This is a genomic window from Aeromonas sp. 600724 (assembly GCF_049175135.1).
Taxonomy (GTDB): domain Bacteria; phylum Pseudomonadota; class Gammaproteobacteria; order Enterobacterales; family Aeromonadaceae; genus Aeromonas; species Aeromonas veronii_A.
Window position 1 is genome coordinate 51,676 of sequence record NZ_JAAKUM010000022.1, and the last position, 19,535, is coordinate 71,210.

17 protein-coding genes are annotated in these 19,535 nt (G+C 60.0%); 7 read left to right on the forward strand and 10 right to left on the reverse strand.

Annotated features, from left to right (window positions below):
- Positions 1 to 61: 61 nt before the first annotated feature.
- Positions 62 to 2,143, reverse strand: coding sequence for a glycine--tRNA ligase subunit beta (gene glyS / locus G5168_RS18635; protein WP_421252563.1), 2,082 nt, complete (start codon positions 2,141 to 2,143; stop codon positions 62 to 64).
- Positions 2,144 to 2,152: 9 nt separating this feature from the next.
- Positions 2,153 to 3,076, reverse strand: coding sequence for a glycine--tRNA ligase subunit alpha (gene glyQ / locus G5168_RS18640; RefSeq protein WP_005339464.1), 924 nt, complete (start codon positions 3,074 to 3,076; stop codon positions 2,153 to 2,155).
- 222 nt (positions 3,077 to 3,298) lie between these two features.
- On the opposite strand from glyQ, the gene G5168_RS18645 reads away from it, so the two are divergent.
- Positions 3,299 to 3,871, forward strand: a complete 573-nt coding sequence (locus G5168_RS18645; protein WP_421252564.1) for a DNA-3-methyladenine glycosylase I — start codon at positions 3,299 to 3,301, stop codon at positions 3,869 to 3,871.
- A gap of 129 nt (positions 3,872 to 4,000) precedes the next feature.
- Complete coding sequence (locus G5168_RS18650) at positions 4,001 to 4,657, forward strand: OmpA family lipoprotein (protein ID WP_005339468.1); 657 nt, start codon at positions 4,001 to 4,003, stop codon at positions 4,655 to 4,657.
- Positions 4,658 to 4,792: 135 nt separating this feature from the next.
- Here the strand turns inward: G5168_RS18650 and G5168_RS18655 are convergent, their stop codons facing one another.
- Positions 4,793 to 5,140, reverse strand: a complete 348-nt coding sequence (locus G5168_RS18655) for a RidA family protein (RefSeq protein WP_005355943.1) — start codon at positions 5,138 to 5,140, stop codon at positions 4,793 to 4,795.
- Positions 5,141 to 5,161: 21 nt separating this feature from the next.
- A complete protein-coding gene (gene tusA / locus G5168_RS18660) occupies positions 5,162 to 5,407 on the reverse strand; it encodes a sulfurtransferase TusA (protein ID WP_005339470.1) in 246 nt (81 codons plus the stop codon).
- Between the two features lie 169 nt (positions 5,408 to 5,576).
- Between tusA and G5168_RS18665 the strand changes: the two genes are divergently transcribed.
- Positions 5,577 to 5,768: a hypothetical protein gene (locus tag G5168_RS18665; protein WP_005339471.1), complete on the forward strand. Its 192-nt coding sequence runs from the start codon at positions 5,577 to 5,579 to the stop codon at positions 5,766 to 5,768.
- A gap of 75 nt (positions 5,769 to 5,843) precedes the next feature.
- On the opposite strand, the gene G5168_RS18670 is transcribed toward G5168_RS18665, so the two are convergent.
- The 6 genes from G5168_RS18670 to G5168_RS18695 form a co-directional block, all read right to left on the reverse strand.
- Complete coding sequence (locus tag G5168_RS18670; protein ID WP_421252565.1) at positions 5,844 to 7,082, reverse strand: ABC transporter substrate-binding protein; 1,239 nt, start codon at positions 7,080 to 7,082, stop codon at positions 5,844 to 5,846.
- A gap of 4 nt (positions 7,083 to 7,086) precedes the next feature.
- Complete coding sequence (locus G5168_RS18675) at positions 7,087 to 8,532, reverse strand: ATP-binding protein (RefSeq protein ID WP_005339474.1); 1,446 nt, start codon at positions 8,530 to 8,532, stop codon at positions 7,087 to 7,089.
- On the reverse strand, positions 8,529 to 9,251 hold the full coding sequence (locus G5168_RS18680; RefSeq protein WP_005339475.1) for a response regulator: 723 nt from the start codon (positions 9,249 to 9,251) through the stop codon (positions 8,529 to 8,531). The genes G5168_RS18675 and G5168_RS18680 overlap by 4 nt, the downstream gene beginning before the upstream one ends.
- Positions 9,252 to 9,529: 278 nt before the next feature.
- Positions 9,530 to 10,693, reverse strand: coding sequence for an acetyl-CoA C-acyltransferase FadA (fadA, locus tag G5168_RS18685; protein ID WP_265328647.1), 1,164 nt, complete (start codon positions 10,691 to 10,693; stop codon positions 9,530 to 9,532).
- A gap of 21 nt (positions 10,694 to 10,714) precedes the next feature.
- Positions 10,715 to 12,862 (reverse strand): fatty acid oxidation complex subunit alpha FadB, encoded by a 2,148-nt coding sequence (gene fadB / locus G5168_RS18690; protein WP_421252566.1) that lies wholly within the window; start codon positions 12,860 to 12,862, stop codon positions 10,715 to 10,717.
- A 204-nt stretch (positions 12,863 to 13,066) separates the two neighbouring features.
- Positions 13,067 to 15,004, reverse strand: a complete 1,938-nt coding sequence (locus tag G5168_RS18695) for an acetoacetate--CoA ligase (protein ID WP_421252567.1) — start codon at positions 15,002 to 15,004, stop codon at positions 13,067 to 13,069.
- Between the two features lie 191 nt (positions 15,005 to 15,195).
- Here G5168_RS18695 and pepQ point away from each other — a divergent pair, with 191 nt between their 5' ends.
- Genes pepQ through hemG form a run of 4 tightly spaced genes read left to right on the forward strand, consistent with a single transcriptional unit; the run spans position 15,196 to position 19,163 of the window.
- The gene (gene pepQ, locus G5168_RS18700) at positions 15,196 to 16,518 is read left to right on the forward strand and encodes a Xaa-Pro dipeptidase (RefSeq protein ID WP_201915699.1); all 1,323 of its coding nucleotides are present in this window, start codon (positions 15,196 to 15,198) and stop codon (positions 16,516 to 16,518) included.
- Positions 16,518 to 17,135 carry a YigZ family protein gene (locus tag G5168_RS18705; RefSeq protein WP_421252568.1) on the forward strand — a complete coding sequence of 206 codons (618 nt, stop codon included), beginning with the start codon at positions 16,518 to 16,520 and terminating at the stop codon, positions 17,133 to 17,135. The genes pepQ and G5168_RS18705 overlap by 1 nt, the downstream gene beginning before the upstream one ends.
- Before the next feature lie 38 nt (positions 17,136 to 17,173).
- On the forward strand, positions 17,174 to 18,631 hold the full coding sequence (locus G5168_RS18710) for a TrkH family potassium uptake protein (RefSeq protein WP_421252569.1): 1,458 nt from the start codon (positions 17,174 to 17,176) through the stop codon (positions 18,629 to 18,631).
- 7 nt (positions 18,632 to 18,638) lie between these two features.
- Entirely contained in the window at positions 18,639 to 19,163 is a 525-nt protein-coding gene (gene hemG, locus G5168_RS18715; RefSeq protein WP_005339483.1) for a menaquinone-dependent protoporphyrinogen IX dehydrogenase, read from the forward strand.
- Positions 19,164 to 19,535: the final 372 nt, after the last annotated feature.

The following is a 19,535-nucleotide window of genomic DNA, read 5'->3' on the forward strand; positions in this document are numbered from 1 at the left end:
TTATTTTTATAAAAAACGGCGCCTCGCGGCGCCGTTTTTAATATCACTGACTCAACCAGAATCACTGCAGCAGGGAGATATCCGCGACTTGCAGGAACAGGTTGCGCAGGTTGTTCAGCAGTGCCAGACGGTTGGCCTTGAGGGCTTCGTCGTCGGCCATCACCATCACTTCGTTAAAGAAGGTATCGACCGGCTCGCGCAGGGCGGCCAGACGGGTGAGGGCAGCCTGATAGTCACCGGCAGCGAACAGCGGGGCCAGCTCGGCTTGCAGTTCGGCAACCTGGGTGGCCAGCGCCTTCTCGGCGGCATCGACCAGCAGTTCCGGTTTGACGGCAGTCGGCAGTTCGCCTTCGACCTTGGCCAGAATGTTGCTCACGCGCTTGTTGGCGGCAGCCAGTGCCAGTGCGGCATCCAGCGTGCGGAAGTGGCTGACGGCCTTGACGCGGCGATCGAAGTCGAGCGGACGGGTCGGGCGGCGGGCCAGTACGGCCAGCACCACGTCGGCACCGATGCCTTCGTCCTGATAGGCGGCGCGGAAGCGGCCCAGCATAAAGTCGACCACGTCGGTAACGACGGTTTTGTTGGTCAGCTTGTCGCCGTAGACGCGTACCGCTTCTTCAACCAGTTCAACCAGATCCAGATCCAGCTGCTTCTCGGTCATGATGCGCAGGGCACCGATGGCAGCGCGACGCAGGGCGAACGGGTCCTTGTCACCCTTGGGCAGCATGCCGATGCCGAAGATACCGGCCAGGGTGTCGAACTTGTCGGCCAGCGCGACGGCGCAGGCAACCAGACCGGACGGCAGGGCATCACCGGCAAAGCGCGGCATGTACTGTTCGTTGAGGGCCACGGCCACGGCTTCGTCTTCGCCATCGTGACGGGCGTAGTGCATCCCCATGACACCCTGGGTGTCGGTGAACTCGCCGACCATGTTGGTCATCAGGTCACACTTGGAGAGCAGACCGGCACGGCGGGCCTGAGTCACGACGGCACTATCGCCACCACTGATGCGCTCGGCGATAAAGCCGGCAACGGTCTCGATACGCTCGACCTTGGCCTTGACGGTACCCAGCTGTTGCTGGAACAGCACGGTTTCAAGGCGCGGCAGGCGGGAGGCCAGGGTCTGCTTGAGGTCGGTCTTGAAGAAGAACTCGGCGTCAGAGAGACGGGGGCGAACCACCTTCTCGTTGCCGCTGATGATCTGGCTCGGGTCTTTGGACTCGATGTTGGTGACGAAGATGAACTTCGGCAGCAGCTTGCCGTTCTTGTCGTAGACCGGGAAATACTTCTGGTCACCCTTCATGGTGTGAACCAGCGCTTCAGCCGGCACGGCCAGGAACTTCTCTTCGAAGTTGGCGGTCAGCACCACAGGCCACTCGACCAGTGCGGTAACCTCTTCCAGCAGGGCGTCGTCCAGATCGGCCACGCCACCGAAGGCGGCAGCAGCCGCTTCGACGTCAGCCTTGATCTTGGCCTTGCGCGCCATAAAGTCGGCAATCACCATGCCGCGCTCCTGCAGGATCTGCGGGTACTGGCTGGCGTTGTCGATGGTGAACTCGCTCTCGCCCATAAAGCGGTGACCGCGAATGGTGCGGGCAGAGTCGATACCCAGAATGTGGGCGGGAACCAGATCGCCATCCAGCAGCAGGGTCACGGTGAAGACCGGACGCACGAACTGGATGGTCTTGTCACCCCAGCGCATCATTTTCGGGATGGGCAGTTTGGCCAGTGCTTGGCTAACCAGTTCGCCCAGCAATTCTTTGGCTGGACGGCCTTCGACCTTGGCGGTGTGAACCAGCCACTCGCCCTTGTCGGTGACCAGACGCTCGGCCTGCTCAACAGTGATGCCGTTGCCACGGGCCCAGCCTTCGGCAGCCTTGGTCGGCTTGCCTTCGGCATCGAACGCCTGCGCCACGGCCGGGCCGCGCTTCTCGACGCTCTTGCTCGGCTGTTCGCCAGCCAGCTCGCTCACTTTCAGCGCCAGACGGCGCGGTGAGGCAAACCACTCGACGTCGCCAAAGGCCAGATCGGCCTTGGTCAGTTCGGCTTTGAAGTTGTCGGCAAAGGCTTCGGCCAGGGAGCGCAGGGCTTTGGGCGGCAGCTCAGCAGTACCGATCTCTACCAGAAATGTATGTTGTGCCATGTCCGTTCCTTAACCTTGCTTGTTCTCACTGCGCTGACACATAGGGAAGCCCAGCGCTTCGCGGGAGGCGTAGTATGCCTCTGCCACGGCCTTGGTCAGGGTGCGAATGCGCAGGATGTAGCGCTGACGCTCGGTGACCGAGATGGCCTTGCGGGCATCCAGCAGGTTGAAGGAGTGAGCGGCTTTGAGGATGCGCTCGTAGGCAGGCAGCGGCAGCGGTTTTTCCAGTGCCAGCAGGTTCTGGGCTTCCTTCTCGTACTGCTCGAAGCAGTGGAACAGGAACTCCACATCGGCGTGTTCGAAGTTGTAGGTGGATTGCTCCACTTCGTTCTGGTGGAACACGTCGCCGTAGGTGGTCTTGCCCAGCGGGCCGTCAGACCAGACCAGATCGTAGACGCTGTCCACGCCCTGAATGTACATGGCCAGACGCTCGAGACCGTAGGTGATCTCGCCGGTGACCGGCTTGCACTCGAGGCCGCCAACCTGCTGGAAGTAGGTGAACTGGGTCACTTCCATGCCGTTCAGCCACACTTCCCAGCCCAGACCCCAGGCACCCAGGGTCGGGTTTTCCCAGTTGTCTTCCACGAAGCGGATGTCGTGGATCTCGGGATCCATGCCCAGCTCTTTCAGGGAGCCCAGATAGAGTTCCTGAATGTTGTCGGGGGAAGGCTTGATGATCACCTGGAACTGGTAGTAGTGCTGCAGGCGGTTCGGGTTTTCACCGTAGCGGCCGTCAGTCGGACGGCGGGACGGTTGCACGTAAGCGCAGGCGATGGGCTCCGGGCCCAGGGCACGCAGACAGGTCATGGGGTGGGAAGTACCGGCACCCACTTCCATATCCAGCGGCTGAATGATGGTACAGCCCTGGCGGGACCAATAGTCCTGCAGCTGCAGGATCAGGCCCTGAAAGGTTTTGACATCGAATTTTTGCATAATTTTTTTCGCGCGAAGTGAAAATCAGAGCAAGATTTGCTGAATGTGAACCGAGGGAGTATACCGTCTGGCATGGTCGGATAATAGGCGAAATTGCAGCGGATTCGCGGGATGGTGCTGCGCTCTGGCTGGTCGGGCGGGCTGTCCGGTATATGATGTGAGCAGTGCCGCCTGCAGAGTGGGCAGGGTCGGGGAAACCGCTGAAATAACGAGGGAGAGGAAATGGAACTGCGCTGCGCCTGGGTGACCAAGGACCCGGAATACATTGAATACCATGACAAACAGTGGGGCAGGCCGGTCTATGACGCCCGCGAGCTGTTTGCCAAGCTCTGCCTCGACGGCCAGCAGGCGGGGCTGTCGTGGATCACCATCCTCAAGCGCACCGAGAGCTATTACCGCGCCTATGCCGACTTTGATCCGGTGCAGATTGCCCGCTTCGACGAGCAGGATGTGGAGCGGTTGATGCTGGACACCGGCATTATCCGCAACCGGCTCAAGGTGCAGTCGATCATCAGAAATGCCCGCGCTTATCTGGCGTTGCAGGAGCAGGGGATCGACTTCGCCGACTACCTGTGGGGCTTTGTCGGCGGCGCCCCCATCGTCAACCAGCGGCAAGGCAACGGCGATATTCCGGCGACCTCGCCGGAGTCGGATGCCATGTCTAAAGCGCTCAAGAAGCTCGGCTTCAACTTCGTCGGCAGCACCATCTGTTACGCCTTTATGCAGGCGGTGGGGATGGTGAACGATCATCTGGTCAGCTGTCCTTGCCATACCGAGTGTCAGTTACCGCGCTGACAACCCGTCGATTGCCCAAAAAAACATCACTCTCGCCATCTGTTCAGGCTTGCGTCAGACAATGGCGTGCCAGCGCGTTACAATCCGGCCCCCGGCATGGTGCCGGATTGTTTTCACAGAGGTTTTTTCATGCGAGCCAAGATCCTGGTGCCTGCTCTGGCACTGACCGTTGCCCTGAGCGGCTGTACCACCAACCCCTACACAGGTGAATCCCAGACCTCCAAAGGTGCCTGGGGCGCGCTGGCTGGCGCCGCTGCCGGTGCGGCCGTAGGTGCGCTCTCCTCCAGCAAGGGTGACCGCAAGAAGGGCATCCTGACCGGCGTTGCTGCTGGCGCAGCGTTGGGTGGCGGTATCGGCTACTACATGGACGTGCAGGAAGCCAAGCTGCGCGAGAAGCTGCAGGGCACCGGCGTCAGCGTGACCCGCAATGGCAATGAGCTGATCCTCAACATGCCGAACAACGTGACCTTTGACAGCTCCAGCTCCCAGCTGAAAGCGGCCGGTGCCAACACCCTCTCCGGCGTGGCCATGGTGGTTGCCGAGTTCGACAAGACCCGCCTGAACGTGGTCGGTCACACCGACAGCACAGGTTCCCGCGATCTGAACATGAAGCTCTCCCGCGATCGTGCCGATGCCGTTGCCGCCCAGCTGATTGGTCAGGGCGTAGCAGGCAGCCGCATCTCCACCACCGGCGTGGGCCCGGATCAGCCGGTTGCTACCAACAGCACCGCCGCTGGCAAAGCCCAGAACCGCCGCGTGACCATTACCCTGACCCCGACCGCCTAAGTCGTTCAGGTTTCGGTAACGAAAAGGCCCCGCCAGTAATGGCGGGGCCTTTCTATTGGCGCAGTTGCGAGCAATGGCGCCTTGTTGTTTGCTCCCTTCTCCCCTCGTGGGAGAAGGGGTGGGGATAAGCGCCTCTTAGACAGCTGCAGTCAGCTGTACTTCGACCTTGTAGCCTTCGTGGGCCAGACGGGCCTGTACACAGGCTCTAACCGGTGCGGTGCCAGCCGGAATCCAGGCATCCCACTGCTCGTTGAAGGCAGCGATGTCCTGAATGTCTTTGAGATAGATATTGGCCATCAGGATCTTGTCGACGCCGGAGCCGTTGGCTTCCAGCAGGCGTTGCAGGCTTGCCAGCACTTCGCGGGTCTGCTGGTGGATGTCGGCCTCTTCGCTGACGGGCACTTCCACCACGTAGAGGGTGCCATTGTGGATGACCACGTCAGACCAACGCTGGGTGGTGCCGATTCGGGTAATGGTTGTCATGGAGTGCTCCGGTACGGGGGCTTATTGACCCTTGCGGATCAGATAGCGGTAGGGGGCCTGCTCTGTCTCGCTGGCGACCAGGGTGTGATCCATAAAGCGGCAGAAACTGGGGATGTCGCGGGTGGTTGAAGGATCGTCGGCACTGACCAGCAGGGTCTCGCCATCCGCCATCAGCCGCACTTTCTTGCGAACCATCATAACGGGTTCCGGGCAACGAAGCCCGATTGCGTCCAACTCGTGGGTTGCGCCGCAGAATAAATCACTCATCTATTATCAACCTTCAACCTATTCGGCTGCCAATGATACTCAGGGCTAAAAAATAATCAAACAAACGACCCATTAACCAGCATATGTAACCGAAATGTTATTCAGCCCTATCCAGCTTGCGCCGGACGAGTAATATAAAAATTGAACCATATTCAACAAGGAGGTGAATATGCAGGTCTCCTACGGCAGATTACAAGCCTATGCAGGCATGGGGTTCTTGTCCTTCGCCATGATAGTGATGGGCAGCCCGATCGGGAATACCGGTACCTGGTTCGGCTCCATGGTGATGGTCGGGTTGGGGCTCTGGATCGAGCTCAGCGATTACTATGACGAGGATGAGGACGAGAACGATCAATCCTGAATCGGATGATGATTCAACAACAAAGGCGGAGCAGTTCCGCCTTTGTCATTTCTGCCGTTTGGCAATGTGCCCGGATCAGCGGGTCGAGCGCATCGCCCGCTCCAGATGCAGCGCCGTCTGCTCCGGGTTGGCCTTGGGGTCGTTGAAGAAGTTGCTCAGCACATCGAGGATCGCCTGCCGCATATTGGTCGGCGTCGCCATCCCTTCCGCCATGCTGGGCAGCAGGTTGTCCTGCTTTTCCGCCAGCAGGAAATCCTGATAGGAGCGGACGGCGCAGCGGTCGAACTTGCTCATGTCGGGATTGGTCAGCGCCGGGATCGATCCCTTCACCCGGTTGAACTCTGCCTGGAATTGCGGCGTCATCAGCAGCTGGGCAAGATCCCCTTGCGCCTGCAGCTGGGCCGGATCCCGCTGTTTGAACATGGCGATGGAGTCGAGGTTGTAGCTGAATAGTCCGGCGCTGCCCGGGCTCGGCAGACAGGCGATATCCTCACCCGGTCGGTAGTTACCGGCACTCAGTTCACCCTTCACCCAGTCCCCCATCACCTGCATGGCGGCGCCACCGCTCTCCAGCAGATTGGTGGCCTGATGCCACTTCAGACCGGAGTATTTTTGCGGCACATAGGCGCGCAGCTGCTGGAAGCGGGTCAACACCCGCACCATGTCGGGGCCGGTCAGGGTGGCGCTGTCCTGCTCGAGAAACGCCTTGCGATAGAATTCTTTTCCGCCCTCACCGAGCGCCACCGTTTCAAACAGTACCGCCAGCTGCCAGGGCTCGTTACCGATGGCGAGCGGGGTGATGCCCCGTTTTTTAAGCTGGTCGGCGACGGTGACAAACTGGGCCCAGTCGGTGGGTGGAGTCAGCTTGTTGCGCTCGAAGATCTTGCGGTTGAGCCACAGCCAGTTGACCCGGTGGATGCCGGTGGGCACCGCCATCAGGGCGCCATTCTGGCTGAGGGTGGCACGCACCATGGGCGGCATCTGGCTGTACCAACCGAGGTGTTCGGCCATCGGGCTGAGATCGCGCAAAAAGCCGAGCCCGGCCCACTCCTTGAGCTCATAGCCCTTGAGGTGGGCCGCTTCGGGCGGGTTGGCGGCCAGTGCCCGGCTTTTCAATACCGTCATGGCACTCTTGCCGCCGCCGCCCTGCACTGCAAAGTCGTTCCATTGGTTGCCCTGTTTGGTCCACTCGGATTTGAGCACTTCGACCGCTTTCGCTTCGCCGCCGGACGTCCACCAGTGCAGCACTTCCACCTGGGAGGCGGCAACGGGAGCAGAGAGCAGGGCGATGACAGAAAAAGACAACCACTTCATAAGGTTACTGCCTTGGTAGGGAGAGCGTGGCCTGCAGGCCACCTTGCGGACGGTTTTCCAGCACCAGATCGCCACCGTGGGCGTGGGCTATGTTGCGGGCGATGCCAAGGCCGAGGCCGGTGCCAGCCTGATCGGTACTGAGCCGGTAATAGGGTTCGAAGATACGCTCGAACTGATCGTCCGGCAGGCCGGGGCCCTCATCCATGATGAAGAGGATCAGCATCTCCTCGTCATCCATGATGATGATGCGCACCCGCTGGCCGTACTTGATGCCGTTGTCCACCAGATTGCCGATGCAGCGTTTGAGCGCCAGCAGCTTGCCGCGATAGGGCCACTTGCAGTGCCCCTCGATGGTCAGCCGCTCGTCGTGCAGGTTCATCGACTCCGCCATCTGCTCAAGCAGGGCGTTGATGTCGATCTCCTCGATATTCTCGTGAATGTCGGTCTCTTTGACCGTCTGCAGCGCCCCTTTCACCATCAGCTCCAGCTCGTCGAGATCCTTGTTGAACTTGGCGATTTGCACCTCGTCGTCGAGCAGTTCGACCCGCAGTCGCAGTCGGGTGATGGGGGTCTTGAGGTCGTGGGAAATCGAGCTGAACAGCCGCTCTCTATCGTCGATATAGCGACGGATGCGGTGCTGCATGATGTTGAAGGCGCGGGTCGCCGCCACGATTTCCGATGCCCCTTCCTCCTTGAGCGAAGGCTGATCGATATCTTTGCCGAGATTGACCGCCGCCTTGGCGAGACGGCGCAGCGGGCGGGTCTGCCAGCGCACCAGCATAAAGGTGAAGAAGCAGAGGAACACCGTCATCAGGGCGATGAAACGCACCTGGTTGCTCGGCATCACGGTATCGTCGAGGGTCATGTAGGGGGCGGGCAGCAGGGCCGCCAGATAGAGCCACTCCCCCTTTTCAATCTCGATCTGGGTCACCAGTACCGGTGGATTGAGCGGCTCCAGCGACAGGGTGTAGCGGGCCCAGGAGGAGGGAAGATCCGCCAGCAGGGTGTCGTTGTTGAAGACGTGGAGGTCATCGGGCCGGGAGAAATCCACCTTGATCGCCATGGCGTCGGAGAGCTTGCGGGTCAGCACTCCCTGCACCTCCTCCAGCACCTGTGTCTTGCGTTCGCTGTCGGGGATGGCGTTGATGTGGATCTCTTCCTCGTTGAGCGAGACGAAGAAGCGGCTGCCCCCCATGTTGCGCAGCTGGTCCAGCGCGATATGGCGATACTGTAGCGGCAGGGATTTGAAGAAGTTGACGGTGGAGGCGGCAGACATGGCGAGGTTGCGGGTGGTGCTGAGCATCCCCTCCAGTTCCCGCTTCTGGATCTGCTGCATCCAGATGCCGGTCAGAATGGTCTGGGAGAGCAGGATGGCCAGCAACAGCAGCAGGATCATCCGTGACAACAGGGAGCGGGGTACCAGCGCCCCCCAGGACCACTTGTTGCTCATGGCAGCTCGTGCACCTCGGCAATCAGCATGTAGCCACTGCCGCGAATGGTCTTGATGATGCGCGGGCTCTTGCCGTTGTCGCCCAGCTTCTGGCGCAGACGGCTGATCTGCACGTCGATGCCGCGCTCCATCGGCAGACTTTCGCGACCGCGGGTGGCATCCGAGATGGTGTCGCGATCCAGCACCACGCCGGGCTGTTGCAGGAACATGCCGAGCAGCATGGCATCGCTGCCGGAGAGATCCAGCAGGCTGCCATCGTCATGGGTCAGCTGGTGGCTCAGGGTGTCGAGGGTCCACTCGGCAAAACGCAGGCGGCGGCTCGGCTCTTTCTCTTTTTCCGGCTGGCGGAATTCGGCGCGGCGCAGCAGCGCCTTGATGCGGGCCTGCAGTTCGCGGGGGCTGAACGGCTTGGCGATATAGTCGTCGGCGCCGAGTTCGAGGCCGATCACCCGATCCGCTTCGTCGGAGGCGGCGGTCAGCATGATGATGGGCACCTGGGAGTCACGACGGATCTGCTGGCAGAGGGTAAAACCGTCCTCGCCGGGCATCATGATGTCCAGAATAATCAGGTCCGGGCTGTGCTGGGCGAGTTGCTGACGCATCTCGTTGCCCTCCGCCGCCGTCAATACCTGAAAGCCCGCCCGGGTCAGGTACTCATTGAGCAGCTCGCGGATCTCTTGGTCGTCATCGACGATCAGCAGTTGTTTGCTCATTGACATATGTATGTGCATCCACCCATTTTTTTGTGCAGATTGAACCTGTCGGGGGAGTAAAAAGCAAGCAAGCCCCCTATCTAATGTGAGGTTTAAGGCAATAACAGCCTATTGATAAGATTAAAACGAAAAAAGGCCGACCCAAACGGGACGGCCAACAGACAGCTTCTGACCACTGACGAGCACCCCGTGTGGCGATCGTCACAGACTTGAAAAGGGGCCAGTCAGACTGGCCCCGAAAAGGGACAACTCTCAGTAGTGCATCCCGTCGATCCGGCTGGTTATCACACCCGTTCAAACACGGTGGCGATGCCCTGACCCAGACCGATACACATGGTGGCAACCCCCAGGGTGGCATCCTTCTCCTCCATCAGATTGATGAGGGTGGTGGAGATGCGGGCACCGGAGCAGCCGAGCGGGTGGCCCAGCGCAATGGCGCCGCCGTTCAGGTTCACCTTCTCGTCCACCTGATCCTGCAGACCCAGATCCTTCACGCAGGGCAGGGACTGGGCGGCAAACGCCTCGTTCAGCTCGAACAGGTCGATATCACCGACAGTCAGACCGGCACGCTTGAGCGCCTTCTGGGTGGCCGGTACCGGGCCGTAACCCATGATGGCGGCGTCACAGCCGGCAATGGCCATGGCACGTACCCTGGCGCGCGGCGTGAGGCCGAGGGCCTTGGCACGATCCGCGCTCATCACCAGCATGGCGGCGGCGCCATCGGACAGGGCCGAGGAGCTGCCGGCGGTGACGGTGCCGTTGACCGGATCAAACACCGGGCGCAGCTGGCTCAGGGTTTCGACCGTGGTCTCCGAGCGGATCACCTCGTCGTAGTCGTAGAAGAAGCGCGCGCCGCTGGCGTCATGGCCTTCCAGCCCGACGATCTCCTTGGCAAAACGCCCTTCCACGGTGGCCGCGTGGGCGCGACGGTGGGAGCGGGCGGCAAACTCGTCCTGCTGCTGGCGGCTGATGCCGTGCAGCTTGCCGAGCATCTCGGCGGTCAGCCCCATCATGCCGGAGGCTTTTGCCACCGACTTGGCCATGCCGGGGTGGAAGTCGACGCCGTGGCTCATCGGTACGTGACCCATGTGCTCGACGCCGCCGATGATGAAGATATCCCCGTCACCCACCTGAATGGCACGAGAGGCATCATGCAGCGCCTGCATACTGGAGCCGCACAGGCGGTTGACGGTAACCGCCCCCACCTGCTTGGGAATACCGGCCAGCAGCGCTGCGTTGCGGGCGATGTTGAAGCCCTGCTCCAGGGTCTGCTGCACGCAGCCCCAGTAGATATCCTCGATCTCGTTCGGGTCGAGGTTGGGGTTGCGCAGCAGGATGGATTTCATCAGGTGCGCGGACAGATCTTCTGCACGCACGTTGCGGAAGGCGCCGCCCTTGGACCGGCCCATCGGGGTCCGGATACAGTCGACAATGACTACGTCTTTCATGAATGGATCTCCTTTCCGCAATCAGTAGAAGGTTTTGCCCTGGGCGGCCATCTCGCGCAGCTTGTCGCTGACGCGGTAGAGCGGGCCCAAGTCGGCATACTGGTCGGCCATGGCCACGTAGCGATCCAGACCGATAGTGTCCAGATAGCGGAACACGCCGCCGCGGAAGGGAGGGAAGCCCAGACCGTAGACCAGTGCGATGTCGGCTTCGGCTGGCGTGGCGACAATGCCCTCTTCCAGACAGAGCACCACCTCGTTGATCATCGGGATCATCATGCGAGCGATGATGGCGTCCTTGTCGAAATCCTGTTTCGGCTTGGCGATGGGGGCCAGCAGCTCGTAAGCAGTGGCATCGGCCACCTTCTTCGGCTTGCCCTTCTTGTCCTGCTCGTAGGCGTAGAAGCCCTTGCCGTTCTTCTGACCGAAGCGGTTCACTTCGTACATCACGTCGATGGCGGTGCGACCTTCCTTGCTCATGCGTGCCGGGAAGCCCTGCGCCATCACGTCACCGGCATGGTGACCGGTGTCGATACCGACTACATCCAGCAGGTAAGCGGGGCCCATGGGCCAGCCGAACTCTTTCTCCATCACCTTGTCGACGGCGGCGAAGTCGGCGCCATCGGCGACCAGCTTGTTGAAGCCGAAGAAGTAGGGGAACAGCACCCGGTTGACGAAGAAGCCCGGGCAATCGTTGACCACCACAGGGGACTTGCCCATGGCGGCGGCATAGGCCACCACACGGTTGATGGTTTCATCGGATGTCTGCTCGCCGCGGATGATTTCCACCAATGGCATGCGGTGCACCGGGTTGAAGAAGTGCATGCCGCAGAAGTTCTGCGGGCGCTTCAGCCCCTTGGCCAGCAGGGAGATGGGAATGGTGGAGGTGTTGCTGGCGAGCACGGCGTCTTCGCCAATGATTCCTTCCACTTCGCCCAGTACGGCGGCTTTCACTTTCGGGTTCTCGACCACGGCTTCGACCACCACATCCACGTGCTTGACGTTGTCATAGCTGAGGGTCGGAGTGATGGCGGAGAGCACCTGGCCCATCTTGATGCCATCGATGCGGCCCTTCTCGAGCTGGCCATTGAGCAGCTTGGTGGCTTCGCCCATGCCAAGTGCCAGCGCCTTCTCGTTGATATCCTTCATCACCGCCGGAATGCCCTTGCTGGCAGACTGGTAGGCGATGCCGCCGCCCATGATGCCGGCACCCAGTACGGCGGCGTGGCCAGTGGCCTTGCTTGCCTGCTTGGCCGCCTTCTTGGCCAGCGCCTTGATGTGCTGATCGTTGAGGAAGATACCGACCAGTGCCTTGGCCACGTCGGTCTTGGCCAGCTTGATGAAGCCCTGCGCCTCGGCCACCAGAGCCTCGTCACGGCCCATACCTGCGGCGGCCTCGACGGTTTTCACCGCAGTCATCGGTGCCGGATAGTGTTTGCCCGCCACGGCGGCAACCATGCCGGCGGCGGTGGTGAAGCTCATCATGGCTTCCAGTTTGGAGAGGCGCAGCGGCGTTTTTTTGGCGGCGCGACGGCTCTGCCAGTCCAGCTTGCCCGCTATGGCGTCCTTGATCATCTGCAGCGCAGCGCTCTGCAGCGCCTCGGGGGCGACCACGGCATCGATGGCTCCCACCTTGAGGGCGTCATCTGCACGGTAATCCTTGCCGGTGGTGATCCACTCCAGCGCGTTGTCAGCGCCGATCACCCGCGGCAGACGGACAGTGCCGCCAAAGCCCGGCATGATGCCGAGTTTGGTTTCGGGCAAGCCAATCTTGGCGCTGGTGTCAGCCAGACGGAAGTCGGTGGAGAGAATGGTCTCGCAGCCGCCGCCCAGAGCGTGGCCCTTGATGGCAGAGAGGGTCGGAACCGGCAGATCTTCGATGGCATTGAAGATGTCGTTGGCCTTTTTCAGCCAGCCGAGCAGATCGTCTTGCGGCAGATCGAACAGTTCCAGGAATTCGGTAATGTCGGCACCGACGATAAAGGCGTCTTTGCCGGAAGTGAGGATCAGACCTTTTAGTTCACGTTCTTGTTGTAATGCGGCGATCGCTTCGCTCAGGGAGAGCAGGGTAGCGCGATCCAGCTTGTTGACTGAACCCGGGGCATCAAACCTCAGCTCGGCAATGCCGTTTTCGAGGTAGCTGACCGACAGGGTTTCGCCTTGGTAGATCATGAGAGTGTCTCCTTGTTCCCACTCAGTGGGGAGTGGTGCTCCTTTATCCCCAGCAGGGGGCGAGGCTCACTATTGATCCAAAAGGAGACATTTTCAACACCTATTTAAAACATTTGTTTAACAGTTATCGAGTAAAAGCTCCTCATCACAAAACGGGCAAAAGAGAGGCGCCTTGCGGCGCCTCAGATGAATGTGAGTTTGTTATCAACTGGCCAGTTCCGGCCGGTTGCGATACTGGTTCAGCACCTCGGGATCGGCGAGGGCATGGGTATTGTTGACCGGCCGGTTGTGTACCACTTCGCGCACCGCCAGTTCGACAATCTTGCCGGACTTGGTGCGGGGGATGGCATCCACCTGCAGGATGCGGGCCGGTACATGGCGGGCGGTGCAGTGCTGTTTTATCTGCTGGCGGATCCGCTCGCGCAGCGGCTCGTCCAGCTTGCAGCCCGCCTTGAGCTTGACGAACAGCACCACCCGCTCGTCCTGCTGCCACTGCTGGCCGATGACGATGCTCTCCTCCACTTCGTCCAGCTGCTCGACATAGCGGTAGATCTCGCTGGTGCCGATGCGCACGCCGCCCGGGTTGAGGGTGGCGTCGGAGCGGCCGTAGAACAGAATGCCGCCGGTCGGGGTCAGCTCAATCCAGTCGCCGTGGCACCAGATGTTGTCGAACCGCTCGAAGTAGGCGGCGTGGTACTTGTCGCCATTCTCGTCGCCCCAGAAGTAGATGGGCTGGGCCGGGAACGGCTTGGTGCAGACCAGCTCGCCCTTCTCCCCCTGTACCGGCTGGCCCGCTTCGTTGAATACCTGCACCGCGAGACCGAGGCCACGCCCCTGACTCTCGCCACGATAGACGGGGCTGAGCGGGTTGCCGATGACGAAGCAGGAGCAGATATCGGTGCCGCCTGAGATGGAGCTGAGCTGCACATCCTGCTTTATCTGCTGATAGACGTAGTCGAACCCCTCCGGCGACAGCACGGAGCCGGTGCTGCAGATCAGCCGCAAGTGCGGCAAGTCGTGGCTTTTGATGGGCGCATAACCCTGCTTGTGCAGTGCGTCGAGATACTTGGCCGAGGTGCCGAACAAGTTGACCTGCTCGTCGCGGGCGAGATCCCACAGCACGTTGCCATCCGGGTAAAATGGCGAGCCGTCATAGAGCACCAGGGTGGCGCCGGAGGCGAGGGCGCTCACCAGCCAGTTCCACATCATCCAGCCGCAGGTGGTGAAGTAGAAGATCCGTTCCCCCGGCTTGATGTCGCAGTGCAGCTGATGCTCTTTGAGGTGTTGCAGCAGGGTGCCGCCGATGCCGTGCACGATGCACTTGGGTTTGCCGGTGGTGCCGGAGGAGTAGAGGATGTAGAGCGGGTCATTGAAAGCCATCGGCTCGAACTGGAGGCTGGCGTCCGGTTGGCTCGCCAGCAGTTGCTGCCAGTCATGGCCAAGCTGCAGCGGGTTGCCGAGCAGGGGGATCATCACCGTCTGCTCTATGCTGTCGATCTGGCTGACGACCCCTGCCACTTTGTCCTGAATATCGATGGCCTTGCCGTTGTAGCGATAGCCATCCACCGCAAACAGCACTCGCGGCCGGGTCTGGCCGAAGCGCTCTACCACGCTGGCCTCGCCAAAGTCGGGGCTGGTGGAGGTCCAGATCGCCCCCAGACTGGTGGTTGCCAGCATGGCTACCACGGTTTCCGGGATATTGGGCAGATAGGCGGCAACCACATCGCCACGACCAATCCCCTGATTGCGCAGCCATTGAGCCAGCCGGGCAACCTGTTCCCCCAGCTCACGCCAGCTCAGGGTGCGGCTTGGGCTCCCTTCGATGCGGGAGATGATGGCCGGGCTCTCGTCCTGGCGGCGCAGCAGGTTTTCGGCGAAGTTGAGGCGGCTGTCGGGGAACCAGCGGGTGCGCTGCATATCCTGACGATTCTCCGCCACTATGTTGCCGAGTTCGCCCTTGACGCCGCAGTGCTGCCACACCAGCGGCCAGAAGCGGGTGGTCTTTTCCACCGACCATTGCCACAGCTGCGGATAGTCCTGCAGTTGCAGGCCGTGGAAGCGGTTCACCTCTGCCATAAAGCGGTAGAGGTTGGATTGCTGCATCCTGAGCGGATCCGGTTGCCACAGGCAGAGGTTGTCCATGAGTAATCCCTGACTTCATGTATCTACCGGCAGTGTATTGAATTGTTTTTGATTTGTTAACGACTGGTTCTCTGTTGATAACAAACACGTTTGTAACGTATGCGTTACCTCACGAAGCGGCAGCTTGACGGGTCGAGCCGCCAAGCGCTTGATGTTATGCTGCAATCACATTCACCTCGGAGCAGGACGCCATGAGCAGCTACAGCCAACTTTTTGCCCAGCATCTCGATACTTTGCAGCAACGCACCCGCGATATCCTGCAGCAACAGGGACTTGGCGGGCTGGCCATCCACTCCGGCCAGACCCACCGCATCTTCCTTGATGATCAGGATTACCCGTTCAAGGTAAACCCGCACTTCAAGGCCTGGTTGCCGGTGCTGGACAATCCCCACTGCTGGCTGCTGGTGGACGGGGTGAACAAACCAATCCTGCTGTTCTATCGTCCGGTCGATTTCTGGCACAAGGTGGCGGATCTGCCCAATGCCTTCTGGGTCGAGTTCTTCGATATCCGTTTCCTGACCAGACCGGAGCAGGTGGCCGATCATCTACCCGCCAACAAGCAGGAGTGGGCCTATCTGGGTGGTCATCTGGAAGTGGCCGAGCTGCTGGGTCTGACCCAGCCCAATCCGGAGGCGGTGCTCAACTACCTGCACTATCACCGTGCCTACAAGACCCCCTACGAGCTGGAGTGTCTGCGCGAGGCGAACCGCATCGGTGTCCGTGGTCATATCGCGGCCAAGGACTCTTTCATGGCAGGGGCGAGCGAGTTCGAAATCAATCTGGCCTACATGAAGGCGGTCGGGCAGGGGGCCAATGAGGCGCCCTACGGCAATATCGTCGCCATCAACCGCAATGCGGCAATTCTTCACTACACCCATCTCTCGGCTGTGCGGGTGCCTGATGCCGAGCGTTACTCCTTCCTGATCGATGCGGGCGTCGATTTCCACGGTTATGCCTCCGATATCACCCGTACCTGGGCGTGGCGGCGTGGCGAGTTTGCCGATCTCATCGCGGCGCTGGATGCGCAGCAGCAGGAGATCATCGGCGAGATCAAACCGGGTCGTCGCTACAGCGAGCTGCATCTGCAGATGCACCACAAGCTGGCGCGCCTGCTGCAAGCGACCGAACTGGTGGATATGTCGGTGGACGAGATGATCCATACCGGGGTGACCAACGTCTTCTTCCCCCATGGTCTCGGCCACTTCCTCGGCCTGCAGGTACACGATGCCGGTGGTTTCATGCAGGATGAGCGCGGCACCCATCTGGCCGCTCCCGAGCAGTTCCCCTATCTGCGCTGCACCCGGGTGATGGAGGTAGGTCAGGTGTTCACTATCGAGCCCGGTCTCTACTTCATCGACAGCCTGCTGGAGCCGCTGCGTCAGGGCGAACAGGGCAAGCGGGTCAACTGGAACAAGGTGGAGGCGCTGCGTCCGTTCGGCGGCATCCGCATTGAGGACAACATAGTGCTGCACGCCAACGGGGTGGAGAACATGACCCGACAAGCAGGGCTCTGATGGCGGCAGCGTACTCCATTCCGGCCGCTCCATTGGAGCTCAGCGAAGAGATCAAGAAGAGCCGTTTCATAACCCTGATTGCCCACACCCCGACCGTCGAGGCGGCCAAGGGGTGGATCAACGAAATCAAGCGTCAACATCCGACCGCTCGCCATCACTGCTGGGCCTTTGTGGCGGGTGCACCGCAAGATAGTCAGGTCTATGGCTTCAGTGATGATGGCGAACCCTCCGGTACCGCGGGCAAGCCGATCCTGGCCCAGTTGATGGGTTCTGGGTATGGCGAGATCTGTGCCGTGGTGGTGCGCTACTACGGTGGCATCCAGCTTGGTACCGGTGGACTGGTCAAAGCCTATGGCGGCGGCGTGGGGGCAGCCCTCAAGCAGCTGGTGACCGAACTCAAGGTGCCGCGCACTCCTTCCTCCATTCATTGCGACTATGGCGACATGGGCGTGGTCGAGTCACTGATCAGCAATCACAACGGAGAACTGCTGGCTGCCGATTACGGCCAGCAGGTCATCCTGCAGGTGGCGTGGGAGTCTGCAGTCTGGGAGCGGGTTGACCGCGAATTGACCGACAGAACCCATGGGCGGGTATCCCTTCAGCCTTTAGATGGCTAGAATCCATCGCTCTTTATCGTTTTGAAGTAGGAGCCGGAATGCACACCCTGAGCATTATTCGCATCGTTGGCCTGCTGGTTGCGCTGTTCAGCTCGACCATGCTGCTGCCAGCGCTGGTTGCGTTTGGTTATCGGGATGGGGGCGGCGCCGAGTTCATCAAATCTTTCCTCATGGCCCTGCTGCTCGGGGTCGCGCTCTGGTTTCCCAACCGCTATCACAAGAAGGAGCTTAGATCGAAAGAGGGTTTCCTCATTGTGGTGCTGTTCTGGGTAGTGTTGGGTAGCGTGGGGGCTGTGCCCTTTATTCTGAGCGATACCCCGCATATGTCGGTTTCCGAGGCATTCTTTGAATCTTTCTCCGGCCTGACCACCACCGGCGCCACCGTGCTGACCGGGCTGGACAATCTGCCCAAGGCGTTTCTATTCTACCGTCAGCTGCTGCAGTGGCTGGGGGGGATGGGGATCATCGTACTGGCGGTGGCCATTCTGCCACTGCTGGGTATCGGGGGCATGCAGCTCTATCGCGCCGAGATCCCGGGGCCGGTGAAGGATACCAAGGTGACGCCGCGCATCGCCGAAACGGCCAAGGCGCTCTGGTTCATCTATCTGCTGCTCACCGCACTCTGTGCGCTGGCCTACTGGCTCGCCGGGATGACGCTGTTCGATGCGGTCTGCCATTCCTTCTCGACTCTGTCGGTCGGTGGCTTCTCCACTCACGATGCCAGCATCGGTTTCTTCAACAGTCCGGTCATCAACCTGATTACCGTGGTGTTCCTGCTGCTGGCCAGCGTGAACTTTGCGCTCCACTTTACCGTTTTCTCACACCGCCCGGTGCGGCTCGGTCGCTACCTTTACGATTCTGAACTCAAGGTGTTCCTGGCCATCCAGGCGACCCTGGTGATGATCTGCTTTGTCGCCTTGCTGACCCACGGACACTACGCCACCTGGCAAGAGGCGCTCAACCACGGTCTTTTCCAGGCGGTCTCTCTGGGTACCACCACCGGCTATAGCACCACGACCTATGCCGACTGGCCCTCGTTCCTGCCCATGCTGCTGATGTTCTCAGCATTTATCGGCTGTTGTGCGGGTAGTACTGGCGGCGGCATCAAGGTGATGCGTTTTATGATCCTGTTCATGCAGGGGATGCGCGAGTTGAAGCGGTTGGTTCACCCCAGAGCCATTTATACCTTGAAGCTGGGGAATCGGGCGGTGCCCGAGCGCATCGTCGAGGCGGTGTGGGGCTACTTCGCCACCTATATTATTCTCTTCTTTATGTTCATGTTGCTTTTGCTGATGACGGGACTGAACGAAGTGACCGCATTCACCGCTGTGGCTGCGGCTTTCACCAACGTAGGCCCGGGTTTGGGAGAGGTATCAGCCAACTTCGGCAATATCTCGCCGGCGGCCCAGTGGGTACTGGTGTTGGCTATGTTGTTTGGTCGATTGGAAATTTTTACGCTTCTGGTACTGTTTACTCCTGCATTCTGGCGTAGTTGAGGTTGTTATGGACAAGATTCTGGTGCTTTATTCCTCTCGGGATGGCCAAACCCGCAAAATAGTCGATGTCATGCTGGAGCAGATGCCGGGATGCGAAGTGGTGATGCATGACCTGCATACCTTGCCGATGTGCAACCTCAGCAAGTATGCCAAGGTCTTGATCGGCGCCTCCATTCGTTATGGCAACTTCCACCCCAGCTTGTTCAGCTTTATTCACGCTCATCAGGAGCAGCTGGAGGTGGCCAATGCGGCCTTCTTCTGTGTCAACCTGACGGCCCGCAAGCCAGAGAAGCAGACGCCGCAAACCAATGCTTATATGAAGAAGTTCCTGCGCCTCTCCCCCTGGAAGCCGAAAACCCTGGGGGTGTTTGCCGGTGCGCTGCAATATTCCCGCTATAACTGGTGGCAGACGCGCATCATCCAGCTGATCATGAAGATTACCGGTGGCAGTACAGACACCAGTAAGGACATTGAATTTACCGATTGGGAAAAGGTGCGCAGCTTTGCACGCGAATTCTGGTCAAAAAGGTAGCTGTGTGATGTGAATTAAGGTTTTTTTGCCCGAAACAGCCCCGCCGATGCGGGGCTTTTGTTTAATAAAACAACGGTTAAACCTGAAAGTTGTAAAAAATGCCATTTTTTGCAGTTTTCCTCTTGTCATCCCGGCGCGGCTCCCTATAATGCGCCCCTACCAGCACGGCGGAACACGCCGGACTGATGAGCCAGCTTCCTAGCGAAGTGGGCGCCGAAAGAAAAGCGAAAACAACCGCTTGACTTTCGAAGTGAGAAGCGTAATATGCTCCTCCTCAACGCGACAAGCGTGACGTTCTTTAACAATTTGAATCAAGCAATCTGTGTGGGCACTCACAGCATCGAACATCAAAAACAATTTTTGATTTTCAAT